The organism is Pseudomonas sp. GW823-FHT04A03, assembly GCF_058796615.1.
Window position 1 is genome coordinate 36,973 of the sequence record NZ_JBXAIV010000017.1, and the last position, 20,656, is coordinate 57,628.

Genomic DNA, 20,656 nt, shown 5'->3' on the forward strand with positions numbered 1-20,656 from the left:
CTTCTTTTTATAAGGTAGGAAAGCGCTTCAAGAGCATCAGCCAGTATGGTCGCGATTACGGTTTGCGCCTCCCCGATCCGGCAGTATGCTGGGCGCAGCTTTCGCCCCCGTACCGGAGTTTTTCCCATGGCCTACACGTTCATCACCCTGCCCTCGCCTGTCGGCGAGTTGAAGCTGGTCGCGAACGGCTCACGTCTGGCCGCCATCCTCTGGGAAAACGACAAACCGAACCGGGTGCGCCTCGGACCGATGAACGAAGCACCGGCCAATCCGGTGTTGATGAAAACCGCACGACAGCTGGAAGAATATTTTGCAGGAACGCGAAACGCGTTCGATCTGGAGCTGGACTTTGCCGGCACCGAGTTCCAGAAAAAGGTCTGGGCCGCGTTGCTGACCATTCCGTTTGGTGAAACCCGCACCTACAGCCAGATCGCCGAACAGATCGGCCACCCGAGCGCGGTGCGTGCCGTCGGCGCGGCGAACGGGCGCAATCCGATATCGATCATTGCGCCGTGCCATCGAGTCATTGGCGCCTCAGGCAAACTGACCGGTTTTGCCGGAGGCCTGGAAGCCAAGGAGCGTCTGCTGACCCTGGAGGGTGGCCAGTGGTCGGACATCGGTAAAACCGGTGACTTGTTTTAACCGCCAAACAGGTTATTCATCGCTGCGTATTGCAGCAGCATGATGGTCTTGGCATCGCAGATCTCGCCTCGATGGAACGCCGCCAGTGCGTCGTCGAAACGCCACTCCAGCACTTCCAGTTCTTCGGTCTCGTCTTCCAGACCGCCTCCCTCACTGACCTTTGACGAGGCATCGTACTCGGCGATGAAAAAGTGCAGTTTCTCGGTCACCGAGCCGGGGCTCATGTAGGCCTCGAACACCTTCTTCACGTCATGCACGCGGTAACCGGTCTCTTCCTCGGCCTCGTCGCGGATGCGTTGCTCCGGCGCAGCACCTTCAAGCAGTCCGGCCGCCACTTCAATCAGCAAACCGTCGTGACCATTGACGAACACCGGCAGGCGGAACTGTCGAGTCAGCACCACGGTGCGCTGCTCACGGTTGAACAGCAGAATCGCCGCGCCATTGCCACGGTCGTAGACCTCGCGGGTCTGACGCTGCCAGTCACCGTTGTTGCGGTGATAGTCGAAGGTGATTTTCTTCAGCAGATACCAGTCGTGGGACAACACCTGGGAATCGACGATGTTGACCCGCTCGGCTGTGTTGGACATGACGCCTGATCCTTTTTTGTCATCGGAAGATGGCCATGGTAGGTGAAATGATGCGAGCCGCCGACGAAAAAAAGCCCGGCAGCGCTACCGGGCTTTTCATTCATTGACTACTGATGAGCCACGTTCACCGTTGCGGCATCAGCGCCCTGCGCCGCAGACGGCGTCCCGTGAATCAGCGGTCCATAGCGCCGACTGAATTCCCAGTTGTACGGCACGCGATCCTTGCTGGTGCCGTTGTCCCAGTTCACCGACCAGGTCATCAGGCCCTTGATCGGATGCCCTTTGACCGCCAGGCGTTTCATCGCGTTGCCGACCACGGTTTTGTCGATCACGTAACCGGTGGCGGCGGCATCGACGTTGGCCGGCAGGCCGATGACGAACTTGTCCGCCGGAATCTTCGTGAAACCGCGAGTGCCGGTCACCAGGCTCTCGGTCAGGTAATAGAGGAAATCCTCTTTCATCGCGTCGTTGTTCTGGGCGATCCACGCTCCGTTGCCGTTATTGGCCTCTGGCACCCAGACCCCGTCGCCACCCTGGTTGTAGAACTGCGGAGCGATGAAGTCGTAATAGCCTTCCAACGCTTGCAGATAACCGACGTATTTGCCGGAGGTGGTCAGGTACGGAAACTCCGGCGCCATGCTGATGATGAAATGTTTGCCCTGGCCTGCGTAGTGATCCTTGACCAGTTTCAGCGCGGCCGGCAGGACGGTCTTGTTGGCAGCGAAATCAATCGCGCTCTGTTCAAGATCGATATCCAGTCCGTCGAAGCCGTAGGTTTCCACCAGACGGATGATTTCGTTGGCCAGCGGTTGCTCTTGGCCGGCACGCAACTCGATGTGCGCATCGGCACCGCCCAGGGAAATCAGCACGGCCCGTCCCTGACTGTTGAGCACGCCGACCTGACGACGGAACTCGGCATCGGAAACGTTGAACGGCTTGAAGGTCGGTATCCCGCTGCCCTTCATGAAGGCCACCGCGACCACGTTGTATTCCTTCGGCACGTTTTCCAGCGCGATGTTGGCGAACTGGCCGCGCTGGTAACCATCGCTCGGGCCGGCCGGCCAGTTGTGCCAGAAGCCCATGAGGATCTTCTTGCCGGCAAGAGTCGGCATCAGCGACGCCGAGTCGCTGGCCTGGTTTTTCAATAGGGTGAAGTCGATATTTGACATGTTCTAATCCTTCAGAACGTGTGGGTTTGACGTTGCGGGCTTATTTGAAGTCCACATCGAAGGCCTGATAGAAGGCGTTGCCGGTGTTGGCGACGATCCACATCAGGACGATGACGTGATGACCCTGCTTGTTGCCCGGAAGTTTCACGGCGTGGTTGACCTTGGCTTTCAATTCCGCCGAATGACTGTAGTACGGCACTTGCGGATAGAAATCCTCGGCGAAGGGTTGCGCGTCCAGTTGCGCTCGGGTGATGCGTTGTTTCGGGTCCCAGCCATCCTTGGTGATCAGCCAGCGGTAACCGCGGGTGGTGTGCGGCGCGGTGTACTCCCATTTGACCTCAAGGGTCTGGCCGGGAGTGACATTGAGCAGCGGCCAGGAAAACGGACGCCCGAGTTTCTTGCTCATTTCTTCTGCGGTGAAGTTCACACAGTCACGTGCGTCGTTCTTGCCGCCACTGAGAATATAGCCGTCAGCCGGCGGTACGACGCTCGGGTTGTCGCTTTCGAAAGGCGCCGGAAACGGACCGGCCGCGAGTGCCGGGAAGTTCTTGCCGCCTTCCATTTCATTGACCTGCCAGCCGCCGAGCAATCCTTGCTCGATGGCCACCGCGCCGCGGCTTGCAGGGGAAATGACGCGACCGTGTCGCAGTTGGGTCTGAGCTTGTGGTTGGTTCATGTTTTTCACTCCGTTGATTTAAGAACTCTCCTGTCCGAGGAGAGGCCTTCAAGCTAACGGAGGGGGATTTTTTGTCCACCGGCGGTTTTGTCGCAGTCTGCCTTGGCGAAACTCGAAAAACGCCGAGAACACTGTATAAAAACACAGTACATTACGACGATGCTCACCCGACGCATGGCAAAAAGACTACACCGCGTTATTACAAAAACCTGCATTCACCGGTTCAAGGAAGCTGCGCCCTGAACTCCTTTTCATACTGCCCGGCGAGCTGTTCCTTTTGCTTGTCGTCGAGCAACTTGCCGGCCATCTGGAAGAACTTCTGCTCTTCTTCCTGCAGGTGGTGATGGACCTTCTCCGAGAGCTTTTTCGCCGTGGCCAGCCAAGCTGGGCTGGACATCTCGGTCTCGTCGAGTTCTTCCATCATTTCGTCCATCTCATGGTGCTCGGCGATGGCATGGCGACTGAGGTCGACACCGTTGTCGAACTCCATCAGCGGGATATAGAAGTGGCGCTCTTCGGCCGTTTCGTGGGCCTGAAGCTCAGCCTTCAGCTGCTTGTAGGCCTCGACCCTTTCCGGGCTGTCACCGCTGGTCTTGATCAGCGATTTCGCATAGGTCCGCTGACGGTCGTGGCTTTCACGCAGGGCTTCGAAAATGTTCATGGAATCTCCCAGGCAAACGCGTTCCGGATGGACGCCCTAAAGGGCTAGACCCCGGCGCAGGAGCGACGGTTCCAAGCGATTGCTTCAATCGGCTGCGGCGCGATAGGCTGGCGATTCATTACTACAAGGAAGACGACATGACGTTGCGGATCGAGCTGTCACAGGACCCCACCGAAGAACAGCGCGCAGCCATCCTGGCGCCCCTGCGTGCCCATAACATCGCCAAGGCCGGGCCTTCGCTGTACGAACCGGTCGCGTTGCTGGTGCGCGACGATAACGACGCGATCCTCGGTGGCCTTTATGGGCACACGTTCTATCGGTGGCTGTTTATCGAGTTGCTGGCGGTGCCGGAAGAAGGCCGGGGACAGGGAATCGGCTCGAAGCTGATGAACATGGTCGAGGAATTCGCCCGGGAAAAAGACTGCGTAGGGATCTGGCTCGATACCTTTGATTTTCAGGCGCCCGGGTTCTACAAAAAACTGGGGTATACCGAGTGTGGCGAGATTGTGGATTATCCGCTGGGGCACAAGCGGCATTTCTTCCAGAAGCGTTTGATTGATTGAATTCAGCGACCCTCGCCCGCAGGCTGGCGAGGGTCGCAAATTTCAACGCATTCAGCCGCCCGTTACAGACAGGTCGCCAGCGCCGCCAAGCGGCGCTTGGCCACAAAATCATCCTTCTGCGCGTAGTAATTCAGCACGGTGCCGGACGCATCCGTGGTCAGGTCGACAAACGACTCCGCCGAGCGCGTGTAGACCGTCGAACCGCCCTTCTTGCCCGGTTGCAGATAAGCCGCTGCGTCCACGCCGAACACCGCTTCGTCCTGCCAGGCGAATTGCACGCACTGGGCCACGACTTTTTCGGGTTTGTCCGAATTCAGGGTCTTGTAAGGGGTTTGCGTGCGGGCGTCTTCCATCGCCGAACCCGCGCAACCGGCCAGCAGGGTTGCCGCCAGCGCCACCATCAGCATTCGCATTGCATTCGCTCATTCGGAAAAAAACGGACTGTATCACCGCAACGCCAAAAATCGTTCTGCTTTACTGCATTTAGAGCGCGACACATGCCGGCCGCTGCGGCACATTAACGGTCATCAGCCTTACAAGGAAAGCCCATGGCGCCTACTGACCAGCGACACGAACAGGCCCTGAAACTGTTTCTCGATGCGCGTCCGGAACTGCGCGAAGCCCTTGACCACCTCAACCCGCTGCTGGCCCAGGCCAAGGGCGAAACCCAGGCGCAGTACCGCGAAGAACGCCTGCACGAAGCCTTCGAGGCCGAGGCCGAAAGCCAGGGTTTGTTTGCCTGGGAGCTGACGTTGCAGCTCACCGCCGCGACGTCCGAGGAGTATCAGGCGCAACGCCTGGAAGTGCATCGCGAAGTGGCGGAAATGGCCGGGATGGACTGGCTGGAATATTGCGATCTGTATGGCATAGAACCGTAACCCCTGCACAAGGACGCTTGCCTCGATGCTGCCTTCCACCTCGACCCACCGTGCCAGCCCCGGACATCTTCACATACAGAAATGGCGCGGCCGTGTGGGGCTGGCGCTGGTTGCCAGCCTTTCGGTACTGGCCGGCATGACCGACGCCATAGGCTTCATGGCCAGCGGCGATTTCGTTTCCTTCATGAGCGGCAACACCACACGGCTGGCCGTGGCGATCAGTGATGGCGACAGCGCACTGACCGGACGGCTGATCCTGCTCGTCGCGACGTTCATTGTCGGTAATGCCCTCGGGGTTGTGGTCAGCCGACTGGGTGGTCGGCGGGCGCTGCCACTGTTGTTGTCCATCGCCGCCCTGCTCTGTTTGGCAGCCTGGCCCTTTGACACGCAATTGCCGGCCCTGCTGGCGGCAATCATTGCGATGGGCATGCTCAACGCGGCGGTGGAAGAAGTGAACGGTCTGCCGGTCGGGCTGACGTACGTCACCGGCGCGCTGTCACGATTCGGCCGTGGATTGGGCCGGTGGGTGCTCGGCGAACGGCGAAGTGGCTGGCGGGTGCAACTGGTGCCGTGGAGCGGGATGCTGGTCGGGGCCATTTTGGGGGCGGTGCTGGAACATCATCTGGGACTCAAGGCGATGCTGGTCAGCGGTCTGTTCGCCGCTGTACTGGGGCTGCTGACCCTGAAGATTCCGCGGCGCTGGCAGTTGGGCTACATGCCGCGCTGACGGACGCCTGCTCGCATCGAGACGGGCGCAGGAAACATCCACTTCGCCGCCCCGCCGAGAAAGCTTTATCATGGCCGCAGTTTTGCTGATCGAGTCCGTCATGAAGTTCGCCATTGCGCTGTTTTCCGCCGCCCATGCGCCCTCCTCGCGCCGCGCCCTGCTGTTCGCCCAGGCTGCACTGGCCGGCGGGCATGAGATTGTCCGGCTGTTTTTCTATCAGGACGGGGTCCACAACGCGTCCGACGCCGTGGTCACGCCGCAGGACGAGCTGGACCTGCCCAAGCAATGGCGAACCTTTATTACCGAACAAAACCTCGACGGCGTGGTGTGCATCGCCGCCGCCCTGCGCCGTGGCGTGTTGAATGCCGAGGAAGCCGGGCGTTATCAGCGTGATGCCGTGGCTGTCAGCGTACCGTGGGAATTGTCCGGCCTCGGCCAGTTGCATGACGCGGTGCAGGATGCCGACCGCCTGATCTGTTTCGGAGGCGCATGACATGGCCAAGTCCCTTCTGATTATCAGCCGTCAATCGCCGTGGTCCGGCCCCGGCGCCCGCGAAGCGCTGGACATCGTGCTGGCCGGGGGCGCCTTCGATCTGCCGATCGGTCTGCTGTTTCTCGACGACGGCGTGCTGCAACTGGCCGCCGGACAAAACGCCAAGGCCCTGCAACAGAAAGACCTGAGCGCCAACCTGCAAGCGCTGCCGATGTTCGGCGTCGAAGAGCTGTTCTACTGCGCCGACAGCGCCAGTGCTCGCGGCCTCGGCGATCGTTCGCTGGACGAGGCGCAGCCTTTGGCCGCCGAGCAAATCACCGCCCTCATTGACCGTTACGACCAGGTGATCACCCTCTGATGTCGACTTTGCATGTGTTGTCCCACTCCCCGTTTGGCGACGAACGCCTGACCAGTTGCCTGCGCCTGCTTGGTTCTGCCGATGCGCTGTTGCTGTCTGGCGATGCCGCTTATGCACTGCAACCCGGCACCGCGCCGTTCATTGCGCTGGAATCCCGCAAGGTGAAATTGTTCGTGCTGGCCGAAGACGCGCAAGCCCGTGCCGTGCAGGTTCCGGACTGGGCCGAAGCCATTGATTACCCGGCCTTCGTCGAGCTGTCGATCCACCACGACAAGGTCAACTCCTGGCTATGAATGCGCTGACCGTCGGCGCCCGCGCCATCGAACTGGACAAGGACGGCTTCCTGGTCGACCTCAACGATTGGTCGGCCGAAGTCGCCAGCGCCCTCGCCGCTGCCGAAGATATCGAGCTGAGCCCGGAGCACTGGGAAATCCTCGAACTGCTGCGCAGCTTCTACGCCGAATTCCAGTTGTCCCCGGCCACCCGGCCGCTGATCAAGTACACCGCGCTCAAACTCGGCGCGGAGAAAGGCAACAGCCTGCACCTGAACCGACTGTTCAAAGGCACCCCTGCCAAACTCGCCGCGAAACTGGCGGGCCTGCCCAAACCGACGAATTGCCTATGACCGACTATCCAGCGCTGACCCTCGAAACGCCCGCCGAGCACCCGTTCGCCCAGTTCGTGCGCATCCTCGGCAAGGGCAAGCGCGGCGCCCGTGACCTGACCCGCGAGGAAGCCCGGGAAGCCATGGGCATGGTGCTCGACGAAGCGGTCGAAGAAACCCAGCTCGGCGCCTTCCTGATGTTGCTGCGGCACAAGGAAGAAAGCGCCGAGGAAATGGCCGGCTTCACCGAAGCCCTGCGTGAACGCTTGCAGGCGCCGGCGCTGAACGTCGATCTGGACTGGCCGACCTACGCCGGCAAAAAACGTCACCTGCCGTGGTATCTGCTGGCGGCCAAGTGCCTGGCGCAGAACGGCGTGCGTATCTTCATGCACGGCGGCGGCGCGCACACTGCCGGGCGCTTGTATTCCGAACAACTGCTCGGCGAACTGAATATTCCGCTGTGCCGCAACTGGCAACAGGTCGGCACGGCGCTGGACAACGGTGGCCTGGCGTTCATGCCATTGGTGGACTGGGCACCGCAGCTGCAACGGATGATCGACCTGCGCAACACCCTCGGCTTGCGTTCGCCGATCCATTCGCTGGCGCGAATCCTCAATCCATTGGGCGCGCGTTGCGGCTTGCAGAGTATTTTCCACCCCGGCTATCAAGCGGTGCACCGCGATGCCAGCGGCCTGCTCGGCGACACGGCGATCGTGATCAAGGGCGACGGCGGCGAAATTGAGATCAACCCGGATGCCGACAGCCACTTGTACGGCACCACCGGCGGCGAGAGCTGGGACGAGGAATGGCCGCAGCTGTCGGCGCAGCGTCACGTCAAACCGGCATCGCTGGATATCGAGCATTTGAAGGCCGTCTGGCGTGGCGATGTGATCGACAGTTACCCGCAAATGGCGCTGATTTCGACCATGGCGTTGGCGCTGCGCGGCCTCGGTCAGAGCCGTGAACAGGCTTTCGAAACCGCCAGACAGTATTGGGAAAACCGAAACCATTCGGTATGAAGAACATCAATGCTACCAACCCGCTTAACTCAGTAGGAAGAGCCTGTGAGAGACGACTTTAAGGAAGAAGTAAAAAGAACACTTGCATTACGCGCTGGAACAAAATGCTCAAACCCAAACTGCCGGCGCTCTACCTTTGGTCCTCGCACCGAACATAATCAAACTGTGAATATCGGCGTAGCAGCGCATATCCATGCTGCTTCGGAAGGAGGGGCGCGATACGATAAAAATATGCTTAACGAGGATCGTGCGAATATCTCCAATGGCATCTGGCTTTGTCAGAGTTGTGCGAAGCTCATCGATAATGACGAAAAAAGATATTCACCTCAGATGCTGCGCGAATGGAAAGCGAGTGCTGAGGAGTCTGCCATTCGAGCACTCGAATATCGCGAGTCAGCAGTAGAAGGATCGGTGACATTCACACTTGAAAAACCTGTCCCGACGGTACACATCAAGCTGACTCCACATTTTGCTCTGATTACCCCTCCTGATGATTTCAAGCTAATCATCAATCGGCTAGCCGTCGCTGCCGCCAAAGAAGAGTTCCTGAGCCTGCAAGTAGAACTTATCGAACTAGAGGAAATGGTTGCGGCGTTTCCAGATGAAGTCCAACAAATACGATTTCGGGCCGAGCGTATCGGCAAGGCAGCACAAATCGCCGACACTATTCAGTTACTGTGTTCTAAAAAGGTTCAGGATTGGCTGCCATTTGTAGTCACTGACAGCACTGACCGTGTGACCGTCGCGAACGCAATCCTTCATTGGTATACAAGCGGCCATTACGCTCCTGGGACAAAGCTGGATGTATGGCGCGACAGAAACCCTCGCCTGAGTGCACCTGTATATCTCACAAAGCCAGAAGTTGACGCCATGCTATCCAAATTCGAATTCAATTCGATGCAGGATCTGGCTATGGGTGCAGGTTGGAGGGCGGCTGACGAGCTTCCGGCAGACATCATTATCGGGAAGGTATTGCCACGTATCCTCATTGAAACTCAGATCCGGAAAGTCAGCGCCTCGGAGGTGCAGGAAACTCTTGTGCTCGCTAGCTGGCACATTGGCCAAGGATAGTAGAGGTTGTCACCCTTAGTCTGCGGGGTGAGCTCCCTCAAAGTATCGACTTAACCGATCATAAACGCCCGATCTTTGCGCTTTTTGTTCGAACTCATCGGAATAGACTCGGCTCCAACGAATATTGGTTTCTGGAGTCTTGATCATGGGTTTACTCGTCGACGGCCGCTGGCAGGACAAGTGGTACGAAAGCAGCAAGGACGGCGCGTTCCAGCGCGAACAGGCGCAGCGTCGCAACTGGGTCACTCGCAACGGCGAGCCGGGCCCGAGCGGTGAAGGCGGTTTTGCCGCCGAAGCCGGGCGTTATCACCTTTATGTCTCCCTCGCCTGTCCGTGGGCTCATCGCACGCTGATCCTGCGCAAGCTCAAAGGCCTGGAAAGCCTGATCGATGTTTCCGTCGTCAGCTGGCTGATGCTGGAAAACGGCTGGACCTTCGATCAGAACCTCGGTTCGACCGGCGACAAACTCGACCACTTCGATTTCATGCACCAGCGCTACACCGCTGACACCCCCGACTACACCGGGCGCGTCACCGTGCCGGTGCTGTGGGACAAGAAGCTCAAGCGCATCGTCAGCAACGAATCGGCGGAGATCATCCGCATGTTCAACAGTGCCTTCGATGATCTGACCGGCAACGATCTGGACTTCTATCCGGCGCCGTTGCGTGGCGAGATCGATGCGCTGAACGAGCGGATCTACCCTGCCGTGAACAACGGCGTGTACCGCGCCGGTTTCGCGACCTCGCAAAATGCCTATGAAGAAGCGTTCGATGATGTGTTTGCCGAACTGGATCATCTGGAACAGGTGCTGGGCGCCAACCGTTATCTGACGGGCGAATACCTGACCGAGGCGGACGTGCGGTTGTTCACCACACTGATTCGTTTCGACGCGGTTTACCACGGGCACTTCAAATGCAATCTGCGGCGGATCAGCGATTATCCGAATCTGTCGAACTGGCTGCGGGAGATGTACCAGTGGCCGGGCGTTGCCGAGACTGTGGATTTCCAGCACATCAAGAATCACTACTACGGCAGCCACAAGACCATCAACCCGACCGGGGTGGTGCCGAAGGGGCCGGAGCAGGATTTCACTGTTGCCCATGACCGGGGCCGGTTGGGCGGCAAAGGGGTTTGGCGCAGAGGTTGAAAGCAGGATCGTTCCCACCGCGTGGGAACGATCCCTTCAGAGTCGTCAGATTTGACCCTGAGCGCCCTCGAACCACGCCAGTTTCTCGCGCAATTGCACCACTTCGCCGACGATCACCAGCGTCGGCGCATGCACTTCATGCTCCGCCACCAGACGCGGCAGGTCAGCCAGCGTGCCGGTGAAGACCCGCTGATTGACCGTGGTGCCCTGCTGGATCAGCGCGGCCGGGGTTTCCGCTGCACGACCGTGCTTGATCAACTGCTCGCAGATGATCGGCAACCCCACCAGGCCCATGTAGAACACCAACGTCTGCGCCGGCGCGACGAGGTCGGCCCACGGCAGATCGGTGGAACCGTCCTTCAAGTGCCCGGTGACGAAACGCACCGACTGCGCATAATCGCGATGAGTCAGCGGAATCCCCGCATACGCCGCGCAACCGCTGGCCGCCGTGATCCCCGGCACCACCTGGAACGGGATGCCATGGGCCGCCAGTTCCTCGATCTCTTCGCCGCCACGGCCGAAGATGAACGGATCCCCGCCCTTCAACCGCACCACACGCTTGCCGGCCTTGGCCAGATCCACCAGTTGCTGGTTGATCTGATCCTGCGGCACGGCGTGATCGGCGCGACGCTTGCCGACGTAGACACGCTCGGCATCACGGCGGCACAGTTCAAGAATCGCCGGAGCCACCAAGCGGTCGTAAAGCACCACATCGGCTTGCTGCATCAGGCGCAAGGCGCGGAAAGTCAGCAGATCCGGATCGCCCGGCCCTGCGCCCACCAGATAGACCTCACCCGTGGTAACGCTCGCTTCGCCATCGATTTTCGCCTGCAACAGACGCTCGGCCTCGGCGCCCTGCCCAGCCAGTTGACGATCGGCAATCGGCCCCTGAAACACGTCTTCCCAAAAACCGCGACGCTGCTGCACATCGGGAAACAGGCCTTTGACCTGATCGCGAAACCGCGCAGCCAGACCGGCCAGATGACCGTAGGTCGAAGGAATCCAGGTTTCAATCTTGGCGCGGATCAGCCGGGCCAGCACCGGCGCATCGCCGCCACTGGAGACCGCGATGATCAGCGGTGAACGGTCGACGATTGCCGGGAAAATCACGCTGCACAACGCCGGAGCGTCGACTACGTTGACCGGCACGCAACGCCGATGGGCATCGGCGGAAACTTGCGCGTTCAACGCTTCGTCGTCGGTGGCGGCAATGATCAGCCCGCAACCGTCCAGATCCGTTTCGGCGTAGCCACGCAGCAGGCATTCGCCACCGCTGGCGGCAACCAGTTCGCGCAGTTGCGCCTCGATTTCAGGTGCGACCACCCGCAGCAGCGCACCGGCATCGGCCAGCAGGCGGGACTTGCGCAAGGCAATTTCCCCCCCACCGACGACCAACACACGACTGCCGCGCAGGTTGTGAAACAGCGGCAGATATTTCATTTAGCCGATGACCTCAAGGCCACCCATGTACGGCTTCAGCACGTCCGGCACGCGGATCGAACCGTCGGCCTGCTGGTAGTTTTCCAGCACGGCAACCAGCGTACGACCGACCGCCAGGCCGGAACCGTTCAGGGTGTGCACCAGCTCAGGCTTGCCGGTTTCCGGGTTGCGGAAACGCGCCTGCATGCGGCGGGCCTGGAAGTCGCCGCAGTTGGAGCACGACGAGATTTCGCGGTATTTGTCCTGGCTCGGAATCCACACTTCCAGGTCGTAAGTCTTGACCGCGCTGAAGCCCATGTCGCCGGTGCACAGCGCCAGGGTACGGTAAGGCAGCTCCAGCAGTTGCAGGACTTTCTCGGCGTTGGCAGTCAGGCCTTCCAGCGCTTCCATCGACTTCGACGGCTCGACGATCTGGACCATTTCAACTTTGTCGAACTGGTGCTGACGGATCATGCCGCGGGTGTCACGACCCGATGCGCCGGCTTCGCTGCGGAAGCACGGAGTGTGAGCAACGAACTTGATCGGCAGCTGTTTCGAATCGACGATCTCACCGGCCACGATGTTGGTCAGCGATACTTCGGCGGTCGGGATCAGGTACAGATCGGCTTCGCCTTCGCGAGAGATCTTGAACAGGTCTTCTTCGAACTTCGGCAGTTGACCGGTGCCTTGCAGCGCCGGGGCCTGAACCAGATAAGGCGTGTAAGCCTCTTCGTAGCCGTGCTCGGTGACGTGCAGGTTGATCATGAACTGCGCCAGTGCGCGGTGCAGACGGGCTATCGGGCCACGCAGCAGCGCGAAACGTGCGCCGGACAGCTTGGCGGCGGTTTCGAAGTCGAGCCAGCCGAACTTCTCGCCCAGGGCCACGTGATCCTGAACCGGGAAGTCGAAAGCAGTCGGAGTGCCCCAGCGACGGACTTCGACGTTGCCGTCTTCGTCTTCGCCGACCGGCACCGATTCATGCGGCAGGTTCGGGATGCCCAGCAGGATCGAATCCAGTTCGGTCTGGATCGCGTCCAGCTCGACTTTACCGGCGCTCAGTTCGCCCGCCATGCGCTCGACGTCCGCCATCAGCGGCGCGATGTCTTCGCCGCGCTGCTTGGCCTGACCGATGGATTTGGAACGCGCGTTACGCTCAGCCTGCAGTGCTTCGGTGCGGGTCTGGACGGTCTTGCGCTGTTCTTCCAGCGCTTCGATGCGCGCGACATCCAGGGCAAAGCCACGGGAAGCCAGGCGGTCCGCTACGTCCTGAAGGTTGCTACGTAACAGTTTGGAATCGAGCATGTCGGTTTCTCGTTATCAAAGTTTGGTCAGGGACAGGCCGGCCCAGGTCGCGAGCAGCCCGCCGAATACGCTGATGGCCGCATAGCCCAGGGCCAGCGGCACTTGCCCGCTTTCCAGCAGGCGCACCGTATCCAGTGAAAAGGATGAAAAAGTCGTCAGCCCCCCGAGGAAGCCGACCATCAACCCGGCACGTACCTCGATCGGTACTTCCGGGCGTATCAAAAACAGGCCGTACAGCACGCCAATCAGCAGACAGCCCACGATATTAACGGCCAGCGTCGCGGTATAGAAGTGCCGCGGCCAATTGGCGTTGACCCAATTACCGGTGGCGAAGCGCAACAAGGTGCCGGCAATCCCGCCGACGGAGACTGCAACGATCAATGGAACCACTATTTTCTCCGCTGCCGGGGGCTTAAACGATCAAGTTGGGCGAGGTGGTTGAGCTTTTCGCCGATCTTCAACTCCAGGCCACGCGGCACCGGTTGGTAGAACGGAATCGGGTCTAGTTCTTCCGGGAAATAGTCTTCGCCAGCTGCGTAGGCGTCCGGTTCGTCGTGGGCGTAACGGTATTCGTCGCCGTAGCCCAATTGCTTCATCAATTTGGTCGGCGCATTGCGCAGGTGCAGCGGTACTTCCAGCGAACCGTGTTCGGCGGCGGCGCGCAGCGCGGTCTTGAAGCCCATGTACACCGCGTTGCTTTTCGGCGCACACGCCAGATAAGTGATGGCCTGAGCCACTGCCAACTCACCTTCCGGGCTGCCGAGACGTTCCTGCACTTCCCACGCGGCCAGGCACAGGCTCAGGGCGCGGGGGTCGGCGTTGCCGATGTCTTCGCTGGCCATGCGCACCACGCGGCGGGCCAGGTACAGCGGATCGCAGCCGCCGTCGATCATCCGCGCAAACCAGTACAGCGCGCCGTCCGGATTGGAGCCGCGCACCGATTTATGCAGCGCGGAAATCTGGTCGTAGAACGCTTCGCCGCCCTTGTCGAAACGCCGACGGGTGTCGCCGAGCAGGCTTTGCAGCAACTCGGTGCCCATCTCGCTGTGGTCTTCGGCCAGGTCCGAGGCATTTTCCAGCAGGTTCAGCAGGCGCCGGCCATCGCCATCGGCGGCGGACAGCAACATCTGAAAGCCTTCATCGCTGAGGGTCAGGTGACGCTTGCCCAGACCACGCTCTTCGGTGAGCGCGCGGTGCACCAGTTTGCGCAACGCCGCTTCGTCGAGGCTCTTGAGCACGTAGACCCGCGCCCGCGACAGCAATGCGTTGTTCAGTTCGAAAGAAGGGTTTTCGGTGGTGGCGCCAATGAAAATCAGCGTGCCGTCTTCAACGTACGGCAGGAAGGCGTCCTGTTGAGACTTGTTGAAGCGGTGCACTTCATCGACAAACAGGATCGTGCGCTTGCCGTACTGGCCGGCCTGCTGCTTGGCGATTTCCACCGCCTGACGGATCTCCTTGACCCCGGCCAAGACCGCCGAGACCGTTTCGAAGTGCGCATCCGACACTTCCGCCAGCAACCGCGCCAGCGTGGTCTTGCCCACGCCCGGCGGGCCCCAGAAGATCATCGAATGCAGGGCACCCTGCTCCAGCGCTTCGCGCAAAGGCTTGCCGCGAGCGAGTACGTGCTCCTGACCGACGTACTCATCCAGATTGGTCGCCCGCAAACGGGCGGCCAATGGCTGGGCAATCGGTGCACTGCGAAACAGATCCATCACGTACCGTTGAAACCTCTGTGTTTATTCCTGGATCACATCGGCACCCTTGGGGATGTCGAACTTGAACTTCGATGCAGGGACCGCTTCGTTGGCCTTCACACCGGTGAACAGGATGTTGGTGCGCTGGCCGACGCTGTCGATCAGTTGCATGTCATTGACCAGACCGTTGCGGAACGACAGGCGCAGGCTGTCGAACAGGGTGTCCTTGGTTTTCGGCTTCAGGGTGAAGTCGATCACGCCGCCGGCCTCTTTGGCACTGATATCGAAGCTCTGGCTGATCTTCGATACGTCGCCGGACAGCAACAGGGCTGGAGTCTGGGTCAGGCGCTCATCGAGTTTCTTGATGGTGGCCTGTTCCAGATCCGGGTCCCACAGGGTGACTTTCTTGCCGTCGGACACCATGGTCTGCTCGGCGGGCGCATTGGTGTGCCAGTAGAACAGGCCTGGACGCTGCAGCGTCATGTCGCCGGTGGTTTCCTGCAACTGGGTGCCGCTGCCGTCGAGGGTCAGCTGGGAAAAATTGGCGGTCAGGGTCTTGGATGTTTCGAGCAATTGGGTCAGGCGAGCCACATCCTTGTCATCGGCGTGAGCCGTGAGGGTGGTCAGAGCCAGTACCGGCAGCAACATGCGGATAAGACGCATGGGAGTCCTCTTGAATACTCGTGGGAAAGTGGACGGCGCTTCATGCACCGTCCATTGCATTTGGATCAGGGTATCGAATCAGTCGCGTACCGGGCCAGGGGCCAGGACTTCGCGGGAACCGTTGGTGTTCATCGACGTCACGACCCCGGCCATTTCCATGGCTTCGATCATGCGCGCGGCACGGTTGTAGCCGATCTTCAACTTGCGCTGTACAGCGGAGATGGAGGCGCGACGGCTTTCCAGTACGAACTGCACGGCTTCGTCGTACAGCGCGTCGGCTTCCGGATCATCACCGTCACCGCCGCCGCTGCTGCCTTCGAAACCACTGCCCGCCTCTTCGACACCGTTGAGGATGTCGTCGTTGTATTCCGGCGCGCCGCGCAGTTTCCAGGCTTCCACCACCCGGTGAACTTCATCGTCGGACACGAAGGCGCCGTGAACCCGGATCGGCAGGCTGGTGCCCGGCGGCATGTAGAGCATGTCACCGTGGCCGAGCAGTTGTTCGGCGCCGCCCTGGTCGATGATGGTCCGGGAGTCGATCTTGCTCGATACCTGGAACGCCATCCGCGTCGGGATGTTGGCCTTGATCAGACCGGTGATCACGTCCACCGACGGCCGCTGGGTCGCGAGGATCAGGTGGATACCGGCCGCACGCGCCTTCTGGGCGATACGGGCGATCAGCTCTTCTACCTTCTTGCCGACGATCATCATCATGTCGGCGAATTCGTCCACGACCACGACGATGGTCGGCAACTTCTGCAGCAGCGGCGCTTCGTCGTGGATGCTTTCGCGTTTGTACAGCGGATCGCTCAGCGGCTCGCCGGCGTCCTGGGCTTCCTTGACCTTGGCGTTGAAGCCGGATAGGTTCCGCACGCCCATCTTCGCCATCAGCTTGTAGCGACGCTCCATCTCGGCCACGCTCCAGCGCAGGGCGTTGGCGGCGTCCTTCATGTCGGTCACGACCGGGCACAGCAGGTGCGGAATGCCTTCGTAGATCGATAGCTCCAACATTTTCGGGTCGATCATGATCAGCTTGGCGTCGTCCGGACCGGACTTGAACAGGATCGACAGGATCATCGCGTTCACACCCACCGACTTACCGGAACCGGTGGTACCGGCCACCAGCAGGTGAGGCATCTTCGCAAGGTCGGTGATGACCGGCTTGCCGCCGATGTCGTGGCCGAGGGCCAGGGTAACCGGCGATTTGAAGTTGTCGTACTCCGGCGTCGACAGCACTTCGGAGAAGCGCACAATCTGCCGGTCTTCGTTGGGGATCTCGATACCGACCGTGGTCTTGCCCGGAATCACTTCCACCACCCGCACGCTGGTCACGGCCAGCGAACGTGCAAGGTCTTTCGCCAGGTTGGCGATACGGCTGACCTTCACGCCCGCAGCAGGCTGGATTTCGTAACGGGTAATGACCGGACCGGGGTGAATCGAATCCACGGTGACTTCGACGCCGAACTCCTTGAGCTTGATCTCCAGCAAGTGGCCGACCGCCGCGAGGGATTCAGGCGAATAATTGAGTTGTTTCTTTTCAGCCGGGTCGAGAATCGAGATCGGCGGCAAGGTGCCTTCCACGGCGCTGTCGACGAACAACGGCACCTGCTTCTCTTTCTGCACGCGCTTGCTTGGCTCCGGCGCCTTGACCGGGGCCGGCGCGATGACCGGCGGAACCTGTTTCTCGCGCTCGGACATGTGCTTGCTCAGAGCCTGCTCGCGCTCGATCAGACGTTCCTTGACCTTGGCCTGCTCGCGCTTGTCGGTGACCGTCGGTGCAACCACGTCATGCACGCGATCGTCGACTTCACGCAGTTGCGCGACCAGTTGCTTGCGCTCGGTGCGCGCCGACCACCAGCGGTTGACCGCGCCCTGGAACAGTTCGAACAGGTCGAGGGTGATCTTGCCGGTGATGTCCATCACCTTGAACCACGACAGGTCGGTGAACACCGTCAGGCCGAACAGGAACAGTGCAATGAACAGCAACGTGCTGCCCTGAATGTTCAGGGCGTTGCGGGCCAGATCGCCAAGGCTTTCACCCAGCGCACCACCGGCGCCAGCGGGCAAACCAGTGGCCGCATGAAAATGGATGTGCGCCAGCGCGGCGCCGGACAACACCAGAAACACCAGGCCGATCAGGCGCCAAGAGAACAGCCAGCCGCTCCACTGCCACGGCTCGTGACGCTGACGGAAGATCTGATACGCCTTGATCGCCAGCAGCAACGGGAAGATGTAGGCGAAGTAACCCAGCACCATGAACAGGATGTCGGCGCTGTAGGAACCGGCCGGACCACCGAAGTTCTGCACGTCGTCGATCTTGCTGTTGTGGCTCCAGCCCGGATCGTCCTTGCCGTAGGTCAGCAACGCCATCATCAGGAACAGGCACAAGGCGCCGATGGCGATCAATGCACCTTCCTTGAGCCGGTAGTGCAACTGTTGACGCCAGAGCGGAACGACTGTTTTTGGTGCTTCCGTGGATTTCTTCAAAACGCTTCTTTTCCTGCGCCAGAGGCGCGTCCATCTATTGAATGACGATAAAAAACTGCCCAATCCAGGCAGGTAAAAAAATTGACGGGCGCAACGGAGACTACTTTTAACACTGCGTCCCGCCTTTTATAAACACGGTACGCGGCGAATATTCTGTAACAGCCCGGCATTGTACGGGTTTGCGCGTTCGATGCCATGCTTCCAGGCCCCAGGTTCAAGCATAGCCAAACGCACAACACCCGGCGTTCAATTTGAGCATGCATTACCTTTTGTGACAAAGGCTTATGAGGTGTATTTGATGAACGTAGCGAAGCATTCGCGCCTCATATCCCCTGAGTGCCACACATTGGCATCGGCAACCTTGCCCGCACTGGTGCAACGCCCGATTACGACCGCATCCGGATGCTCAAGTTGCAGCTACGCAAAAGCCGCACTGCAACGGAGGACATTCGCGTCATTTCACGGCACACTTTACCGCGGGCCCAGCGCCCACCGCCCTCCCCTTCTGCAAGCCTGGACGCCATGCTGACTTGGTTACAACGCAATTCACTGACTTTCCCGCCACTGGAAAAGGCCATGCGCGATCCCAACGGATTGCTGGCGGCCGGTGGCGACCTGTCCGCCGATCGCTTGATCCAGGCTTATCGCCACGGCTGCTTTCCATGGTTTTCCGAAGGTCAGCCAATTCTCTGGTGGTCGCCGGATCCTCGCACTGTGCTTTTTCCCGACGAACTGCACGTCTCGCGCAGCCTCGGCAAATTGATGCGCAAACAGCGCTATCGAGTGACCTTCAATCAGGATTTCGACGCCGTGATCCACGCCTGCGCCGCTCCCCGGGAATACGCCGACGGCACCTGGATCACCGAAGCGATGCAGGACGCCTATATCGAATTGCATCGACGTGGCTTTGCCCATTCGGTGGAAGTCTGGGATGAGGGCGAACTGGTCGGCGGCCTGTACGGCCTGGCGATGGGGCAACTGTTCTTCGGCGAGTCGATGTTCAGCCGCGCGGACAACGCGTCCAAGTACGGTTTTGCGACGCTGGTGCACCATCTGAAAGAGGCGGGTTTCGTATTGATTGACTGCCAGATGCCTACCGATCATCTGCACAGCCTTGGCGCCCGGGCGATTTCCCGCTCTGCCTTCGCTGAATATCTGGCCCGGCACCTCGATCAACCCAATCATGCCACCTGGGTTTGCTGAGCGACTTTTGCGCGCGTGGCTTACACTTAATTCACCAGCTTACCCTTGAGGGTTGATCATGACCGAGTTGGCGCGGTTGAAGTTTTATGCCACTCAGCCTCACTCTTGCAGTTATCTGCCCGAGGAACAGGCGACGACCCTGTTTCTCGATCCGAGCCAGCCCATGGATGTGCATGTCTACGCAGACCTGTCAGAAATGGGCTTTCGTCGCAGCGGCGATCACCTGTACCGCCCGCATTGCCAGAACTGCAATGCCTGCGTGCCTGCGCGCATTCCGGTGGCGCAGTTCAACCCCAACCGTCAGCAGAAACGCATCTTCAAGCGCAACATCGATTTGCAGGTGCGCCCGGTCAAGCCGGCGTTCAGCGAAGAGTACTTCGACCTCTATCAGCGCTACATCGAACAGCGCCATGCCGACGGCGACATGTACCCGCCGAGCCGCGATCAATTCTCGACTTTTCTGGTACGCGACCTGCCCTTCTCACGCTTTTACGAGTTCCGGCTCGACGGACGGTTACTGGCGGTCGCCGTCACCGATCTGCTGCCCAACGGCCTGTCGGCGGTCTACACCTTTTACGAACCGCAGGAAGAACGCCGCAGCCTCGGGCGCTACGCGATCCTCTGGCAAATCGCCGAAGCCCAGCGGCTGGGACTCGAGGCGGTGTACCTGGGTTACTGGATCAAAAACTGCAAAAAGATGAACTACAAGACCCAATATCGGCCTATCGAACTGCTGATCAATCAGCGCTGGGTCGTCCTGAACTAAACGCAAACCCTAAACCCCTTGGCGTAAACCCCATTTTTCGGGCACAATGCACGCCGCTTTTGCCTGGCGCAGTTGCACCGGGCCATTCATTGGATACCGAGGGCTTTACTGCATGTCGAAAGAAGACAGCTTCGAAATGGAAGGCACTGTCGTCGACACCCTGCCCAACACCATGTTTCGTGTGGAGTTGGAAAATGGGCACGTCGTAACCGCGCATATTTCCGGCAAGATGCGCAAGAACTACATTCGTATTCTTACCGGTGACAAAGTGCGCGTCGAGCTGACGCCCTATGACTTGAGCAAAGGGCGTATTACTTACCGCGCTCGCTAATCAAGTCAATACAAGACGCCCGGCATATGCCGGGCGTTTTTGTATCTGTGTGTTTTTTGGTTTTGGGTGAATATCCGTTGCTGCGGTAACGGCTTCTTAGGGTTCCGCCCTTACGGCGGGTCACTTTTGACAAACGCCTCAAAAGTAACCAAAAAGTCTACGCCCCGGCGTACGGCACTTCGCTTAGGCTCAGTGT

At 59.9% G+C, this 20,656-nt stretch carries 24 protein-coding genes and 1 pseudogene; 14 read left to right on the forward strand and 11 right to left on the reverse strand.

The window, feature by feature from the left end; translation table 11 throughout:
- Positions 1-126 precede the first annotated feature (126 nt).
- A complete protein-coding gene (locus AC1Q9F_RS27410; protein WP_207983214.1) occupies positions 127-642 on the forward strand; it encodes a methylated-DNA--[protein]-cysteine S-methyltransferase in 516 nt (171 codons plus the stop codon).
- Here the strand turns inward: AC1Q9F_RS27410 and AC1Q9F_RS27415 are convergent.
- The 4 genes and pseudogenes from AC1Q9F_RS27415 to AC1Q9F_RS27430 form a co-directional block, all read right to left on the reverse strand.
- A complete protein-coding gene (locus AC1Q9F_RS27415; RefSeq protein ID WP_207983215.1) occupies positions 639-1,229 on the reverse strand; it encodes an NUDIX domain-containing protein in 591 nt (196 codons plus the stop codon). The two genes, AC1Q9F_RS27410 and AC1Q9F_RS27415, sit on opposite strands and share 4 nt — an antisense overlap.
- 143 nt (positions 1,230-1,372) lie before the next feature.
- Positions 1,373-2,398: pseudogene (locus AC1Q9F_RS27420) on the reverse strand (chitinase); the annotation flags it as partial.
- Positions 2,399-2,438: 40 nt separating this feature from the next.
- Complete coding sequence (locus AC1Q9F_RS27425; protein WP_207983217.1) at positions 2,439-3,074, reverse strand: lytic polysaccharide monooxygenase auxiliary activity family 9 protein; 636 nt, start codon at positions 3,072-3,074, stop codon at positions 2,439-2,441.
- 223 nt (positions 3,075-3,297) lie between these two features.
- The gene (locus AC1Q9F_RS27430; RefSeq protein ID WP_492618655.1) at positions 3,298-3,735 is read right to left on the reverse strand and encodes a hemerythrin domain-containing protein; all 438 of its coding nucleotides are present in this window, start codon (positions 3,733-3,735) and stop codon (positions 3,298-3,300) included.
- A gap of 137 nt (positions 3,736-3,872) precedes the next feature.
- Here AC1Q9F_RS27430 and AC1Q9F_RS27435 point away from each other — a divergent pair, with 137 nt between their 5' ends.
- On the forward strand, positions 3,873-4,298 hold the full coding sequence (locus AC1Q9F_RS27435) for a GNAT family N-acetyltransferase (RefSeq protein WP_011334932.1): 426 nt from the start codon (positions 3,873-3,875) through the stop codon (positions 4,296-4,298).
- 62 nt (positions 4,299-4,360) lie between these two features.
- Here the strand turns inward: AC1Q9F_RS27435 and AC1Q9F_RS27440 are convergent, their stop codons facing one another.
- Positions 4,361-4,711 (reverse strand): hypothetical protein, encoded by a 351-nt coding sequence (locus AC1Q9F_RS27440; RefSeq protein WP_007958217.1) that lies wholly within the window; start codon positions 4,709-4,711, stop codon positions 4,361-4,363.
- 135 nt (positions 4,712-4,846) lie between these two features.
- On the opposite strand from AC1Q9F_RS27440, the gene AC1Q9F_RS27445 reads away from it, so the two are divergent.
- The 9 genes from AC1Q9F_RS27445 (at position 4,847) to AC1Q9F_RS27485 (ending at position 10,595) form a co-directional block, all read left to right on the forward strand.
- Positions 4,847-5,176, forward strand: coding sequence for a DUF6388 family protein (locus AC1Q9F_RS27445; RefSeq protein WP_207983220.1), 330 nt, complete (start codon positions 4,847-4,849; stop codon positions 5,174-5,176).
- A gap of 25 nt (positions 5,177-5,201) precedes the next feature.
- Positions 5,202-5,903 (forward strand): YoaK family protein, encoded by a 702-nt coding sequence (locus AC1Q9F_RS27450; RefSeq protein WP_207983221.1) that lies wholly within the window; start codon positions 5,202-5,204, stop codon positions 5,901-5,903.
- A gap of 100 nt (positions 5,904-6,003) precedes the next feature.
- Complete coding sequence (tusD, locus tag AC1Q9F_RS27455) at positions 6,004-6,396, forward strand: sulfurtransferase complex subunit TusD (protein WP_492618654.1); 393 nt, start codon at positions 6,004-6,006, stop codon at positions 6,394-6,396.
- 1 nt (position 6,397) lies between these two features.
- Complete coding sequence (gene tusC, locus AC1Q9F_RS27460; RefSeq protein ID WP_007958208.1) at positions 6,398-6,754, forward strand: sulfurtransferase complex subunit TusC; 357 nt, start codon at positions 6,398-6,400, stop codon at positions 6,752-6,754.
- Positions 6,754-7,047 (forward strand): sulfurtransferase complex subunit TusB, encoded by a 294-nt coding sequence (gene tusB / locus AC1Q9F_RS27465; RefSeq protein ID WP_085687391.1) that lies wholly within the window; start codon positions 6,754-6,756, stop codon positions 7,045-7,047. The genes tusC and tusB overlap by 1 nt, the downstream gene beginning before the upstream one ends.
- Positions 7,044-7,379, forward strand: a complete 336-nt coding sequence (locus tag AC1Q9F_RS27470) for a TusE/DsrC/DsvC family sulfur relay protein (protein WP_011334938.1) — start codon at positions 7,044-7,046, stop codon at positions 7,377-7,379. The genes tusB and AC1Q9F_RS27470 overlap by 4 nt, the downstream gene beginning before the upstream one ends.
- Positions 7,376-8,377, forward strand: a complete 1,002-nt coding sequence (locus AC1Q9F_RS27475) for a glycosyl transferase family protein (RefSeq protein ID WP_492618653.1) — start codon at positions 7,376-7,378, stop codon at positions 8,375-8,377. Before AC1Q9F_RS27470 ends, AC1Q9F_RS27475 begins: the two co-directional genes overlap by 4 nt.
- 45 nt (positions 8,378-8,422) lie before the next feature.
- Positions 8,423-9,448: a hypothetical protein gene (locus AC1Q9F_RS27480; protein WP_492618652.1), complete on the forward strand. Its 1,026-nt coding sequence runs from the start codon at positions 8,423-8,425 to the stop codon at positions 9,446-9,448.
- Positions 9,449-9,593: 145 nt separating this feature from the next.
- Complete coding sequence (locus tag AC1Q9F_RS27485; RefSeq protein WP_492618651.1) at positions 9,594-10,595, forward strand: glutathione S-transferase family protein; 1,002 nt, start codon at positions 9,594-9,596, stop codon at positions 10,593-10,595.
- Between the two features lie 45 nt (positions 10,596-10,640).
- Here the strand turns inward: AC1Q9F_RS27485 and cysG are convergent, their stop codons facing one another.
- The 6 genes from cysG to AC1Q9F_RS27515 all read right to left on the reverse strand — a co-directional run bounded on the left by cysG (position 10,641) and on the right by AC1Q9F_RS27515 (position 18,160).
- Positions 10,641-12,035, reverse strand: a complete 1,395-nt coding sequence (gene cysG, locus AC1Q9F_RS27490; RefSeq protein ID WP_179694435.1) for a siroheme synthase CysG — start codon at positions 12,033-12,035, stop codon at positions 10,641-10,643.
- The gene (serS, locus tag AC1Q9F_RS27495) at positions 12,036-13,316 is read right to left on the reverse strand and encodes a serine--tRNA ligase (protein ID WP_492618650.1); all 1,281 of its coding nucleotides are present in this window, start codon (positions 13,314-13,316) and stop codon (positions 12,036-12,038) included.
- 15 nt (positions 13,317-13,331) lie between these two features.
- The gene (gene crcB / locus AC1Q9F_RS27500; protein WP_007958188.1) at positions 13,332-13,706 is read right to left on the reverse strand and encodes a fluoride efflux transporter CrcB; all 375 of its coding nucleotides are present in this window, start codon (positions 13,704-13,706) and stop codon (positions 13,332-13,334) included.
- Positions 13,706-15,028: a replication-associated recombination protein A gene (locus AC1Q9F_RS27505; RefSeq protein WP_064597723.1), complete on the reverse strand. Its 1,323-nt coding sequence runs from the start codon at positions 15,026-15,028 to the stop codon at positions 13,706-13,708. Before AC1Q9F_RS27505 ends, crcB begins: the two co-directional genes overlap by 1 nt.
- A 24-nt stretch (positions 15,029-15,052) precedes the next feature.
- Positions 15,053-15,673 (reverse strand): outer membrane lipoprotein periplasmic chaperone LolA, encoded by a 621-nt coding sequence (lolA, locus tag AC1Q9F_RS27510; RefSeq protein WP_007958184.1) that lies wholly within the window; start codon positions 15,671-15,673, stop codon positions 15,053-15,055.
- 78 nt (positions 15,674-15,751) lie between these two features.
- Positions 15,752-18,160 carry a DNA translocase FtsK gene (locus AC1Q9F_RS27515; protein WP_045121862.1) on the reverse strand — a complete coding sequence of 803 codons (2,409 nt, stop codon included), beginning with the start codon at positions 18,158-18,160 and terminating at the stop codon, positions 15,752-15,754.
- A gap of 522 nt (positions 18,161-18,682) precedes the next feature.
- On the opposite strand from AC1Q9F_RS27515, the gene aat reads away from it, so the two are divergent.
- The 3 genes from aat (at position 18,683) to infA (ending at position 20,460) form a co-directional block, all read left to right on the forward strand.
- Positions 18,683-19,363 (forward strand): leucyl/phenylalanyl-tRNA--protein transferase, encoded by a 681-nt coding sequence (aat, locus tag AC1Q9F_RS27520; RefSeq protein ID WP_492618649.1) that lies wholly within the window; start codon positions 18,683-18,685, stop codon positions 19,361-19,363.
- Between the two features lie 58 nt (positions 19,364-19,421).
- A complete protein-coding gene (locus tag AC1Q9F_RS27525) occupies positions 19,422-20,129 on the forward strand; it encodes an arginyltransferase (protein ID WP_273900363.1) in 708 nt (235 codons plus the stop codon).
- 112 nt (positions 20,130-20,241) lie between these two features.
- Entirely contained in the window at positions 20,242-20,460 is a 219-nt protein-coding gene (gene infA, locus AC1Q9F_RS27530; RefSeq protein WP_002553999.1) for a translation initiation factor IF-1, read from the forward strand.
- The last annotated feature ends 196 nt before the right edge of the window (positions 20,461-20,656 follow it).

Excerpts from the sequence above, each read along its gene's own strand:
- AC1Q9F_RS27410 (WP_207983214.1), top strand. The coding sequence starts at position 127 with ATGGCCTACACGTTCATCACCCTGCCCTCGCCTGTCGGCGAGTTGAAG.
- cysG (WP_179694435.1), bottom strand. The coding sequence starts at position 12,035 with ATGAAATATCTGCCGCTGTTTCACAACCTGCGCGGCAGTCGTGTGTTG.
- tusC (WP_007958208.1), top strand. The coding sequence starts at position 6,398 with ATGGCCAAGTCCCTTCTGATTATCAGCCGTCAATCGCCGTGGTCCGGC.
- tusB (WP_085687391.1), top strand. The coding sequence starts at position 6,754 with ATGTCGACTTTGCATGTGTTGTCCCACTCCCCGTTTGGCGACGAACGC.
- AC1Q9F_RS27470 (WP_011334938.1), top strand. The coding sequence starts at position 7,044 with ATGAATGCGCTGACCGTCGGCGCCCGCGCCATCGAACTGGACAAGGAC.
- AC1Q9F_RS27425 (WP_207983217.1), bottom strand. The coding sequence starts at position 3,074 with ATGAACCAACCACAAGCTCAGACCCAACTGCGACACGGTCGCGTCATT.
- AC1Q9F_RS27475 (WP_492618653.1), top strand. The coding sequence starts at position 7,376 with ATGACCGACTATCCAGCGCTGACCCTCGAAACGCCCGCCGAGCACCCG.
- AC1Q9F_RS27485 (WP_492618651.1), top strand. The coding sequence starts at position 9,594 with ATGGGTTTACTCGTCGACGGCCGCTGGCAGGACAAGTGGTACGAAAGC.
- AC1Q9F_RS27505 (WP_064597723.1), bottom strand. The coding sequence starts at position 15,028 with ATGGATCTGTTTCGCAGTGCACCGATTGCCCAGCCATTGGCCGCCCGT.
- AC1Q9F_RS27440 (WP_007958217.1), bottom strand. The coding sequence starts at position 4,711 with ATGCGAATGCTGATGGTGGCGCTGGCGGCAACCCTGCTGGCCGGTTGC.
- lolA (WP_007958184.1), bottom strand. The coding sequence starts at position 15,673 with ATGCGTCTTATCCGCATGTTGCTGCCGGTACTGGCTCTGACCACCCTC.
- infA (WP_002553999.1), top strand. The coding sequence starts at position 20,242 with ATGTCGAAAGAAGACAGCTTCGAAATGGAAGGCACTGTCGTCGACACC.
- AC1Q9F_RS27430 (WP_492618655.1), bottom strand. The coding sequence starts at position 3,735 with ATGAACATTTTCGAAGCCCTGCGTGAAAGCCACGACCGTCAGCGGACC.
- aat (WP_492618649.1), top strand. The coding sequence starts at position 18,683 with ATGCTGACTTGGTTACAACGCAATTCACTGACTTTCCCGCCACTGGAA.
- AC1Q9F_RS27415 (WP_207983215.1), bottom strand. The coding sequence starts at position 1,229 with ATGTCCAACACAGCCGAGCGGGTCAACATCGTCGATTCCCAGGTGTTG.
- AC1Q9F_RS27525 (WP_273900363.1), top strand. The coding sequence starts at position 19,422 with ATGACCGAGTTGGCGCGGTTGAAGTTTTATGCCACTCAGCCTCACTCT.
- tusD (WP_492618654.1), top strand. The coding sequence starts at position 6,004 with ATGAAGTTCGCCATTGCGCTGTTTTCCGCCGCCCATGCGCCCTCCTCG.
- AC1Q9F_RS27450 (WP_207983221.1), top strand. The coding sequence starts at position 5,202 with ATGCTGCCTTCCACCTCGACCCACCGTGCCAGCCCCGGACATCTTCAC.
- serS (WP_492618650.1), bottom strand. The coding sequence starts at position 13,316 with ATGCTCGATTCCAAACTGTTACGTAGCAACCTTCAGGACGTAGCGGAC.
- AC1Q9F_RS27445 (WP_207983220.1), top strand. The coding sequence starts at position 4,847 with ATGGCGCCTACTGACCAGCGACACGAACAGGCCCTGAAACTGTTTCTC.
- AC1Q9F_RS27435 (WP_011334932.1), top strand. The coding sequence starts at position 3,873 with ATGACGTTGCGGATCGAGCTGTCACAGGACCCCACCGAAGAACAGCGC.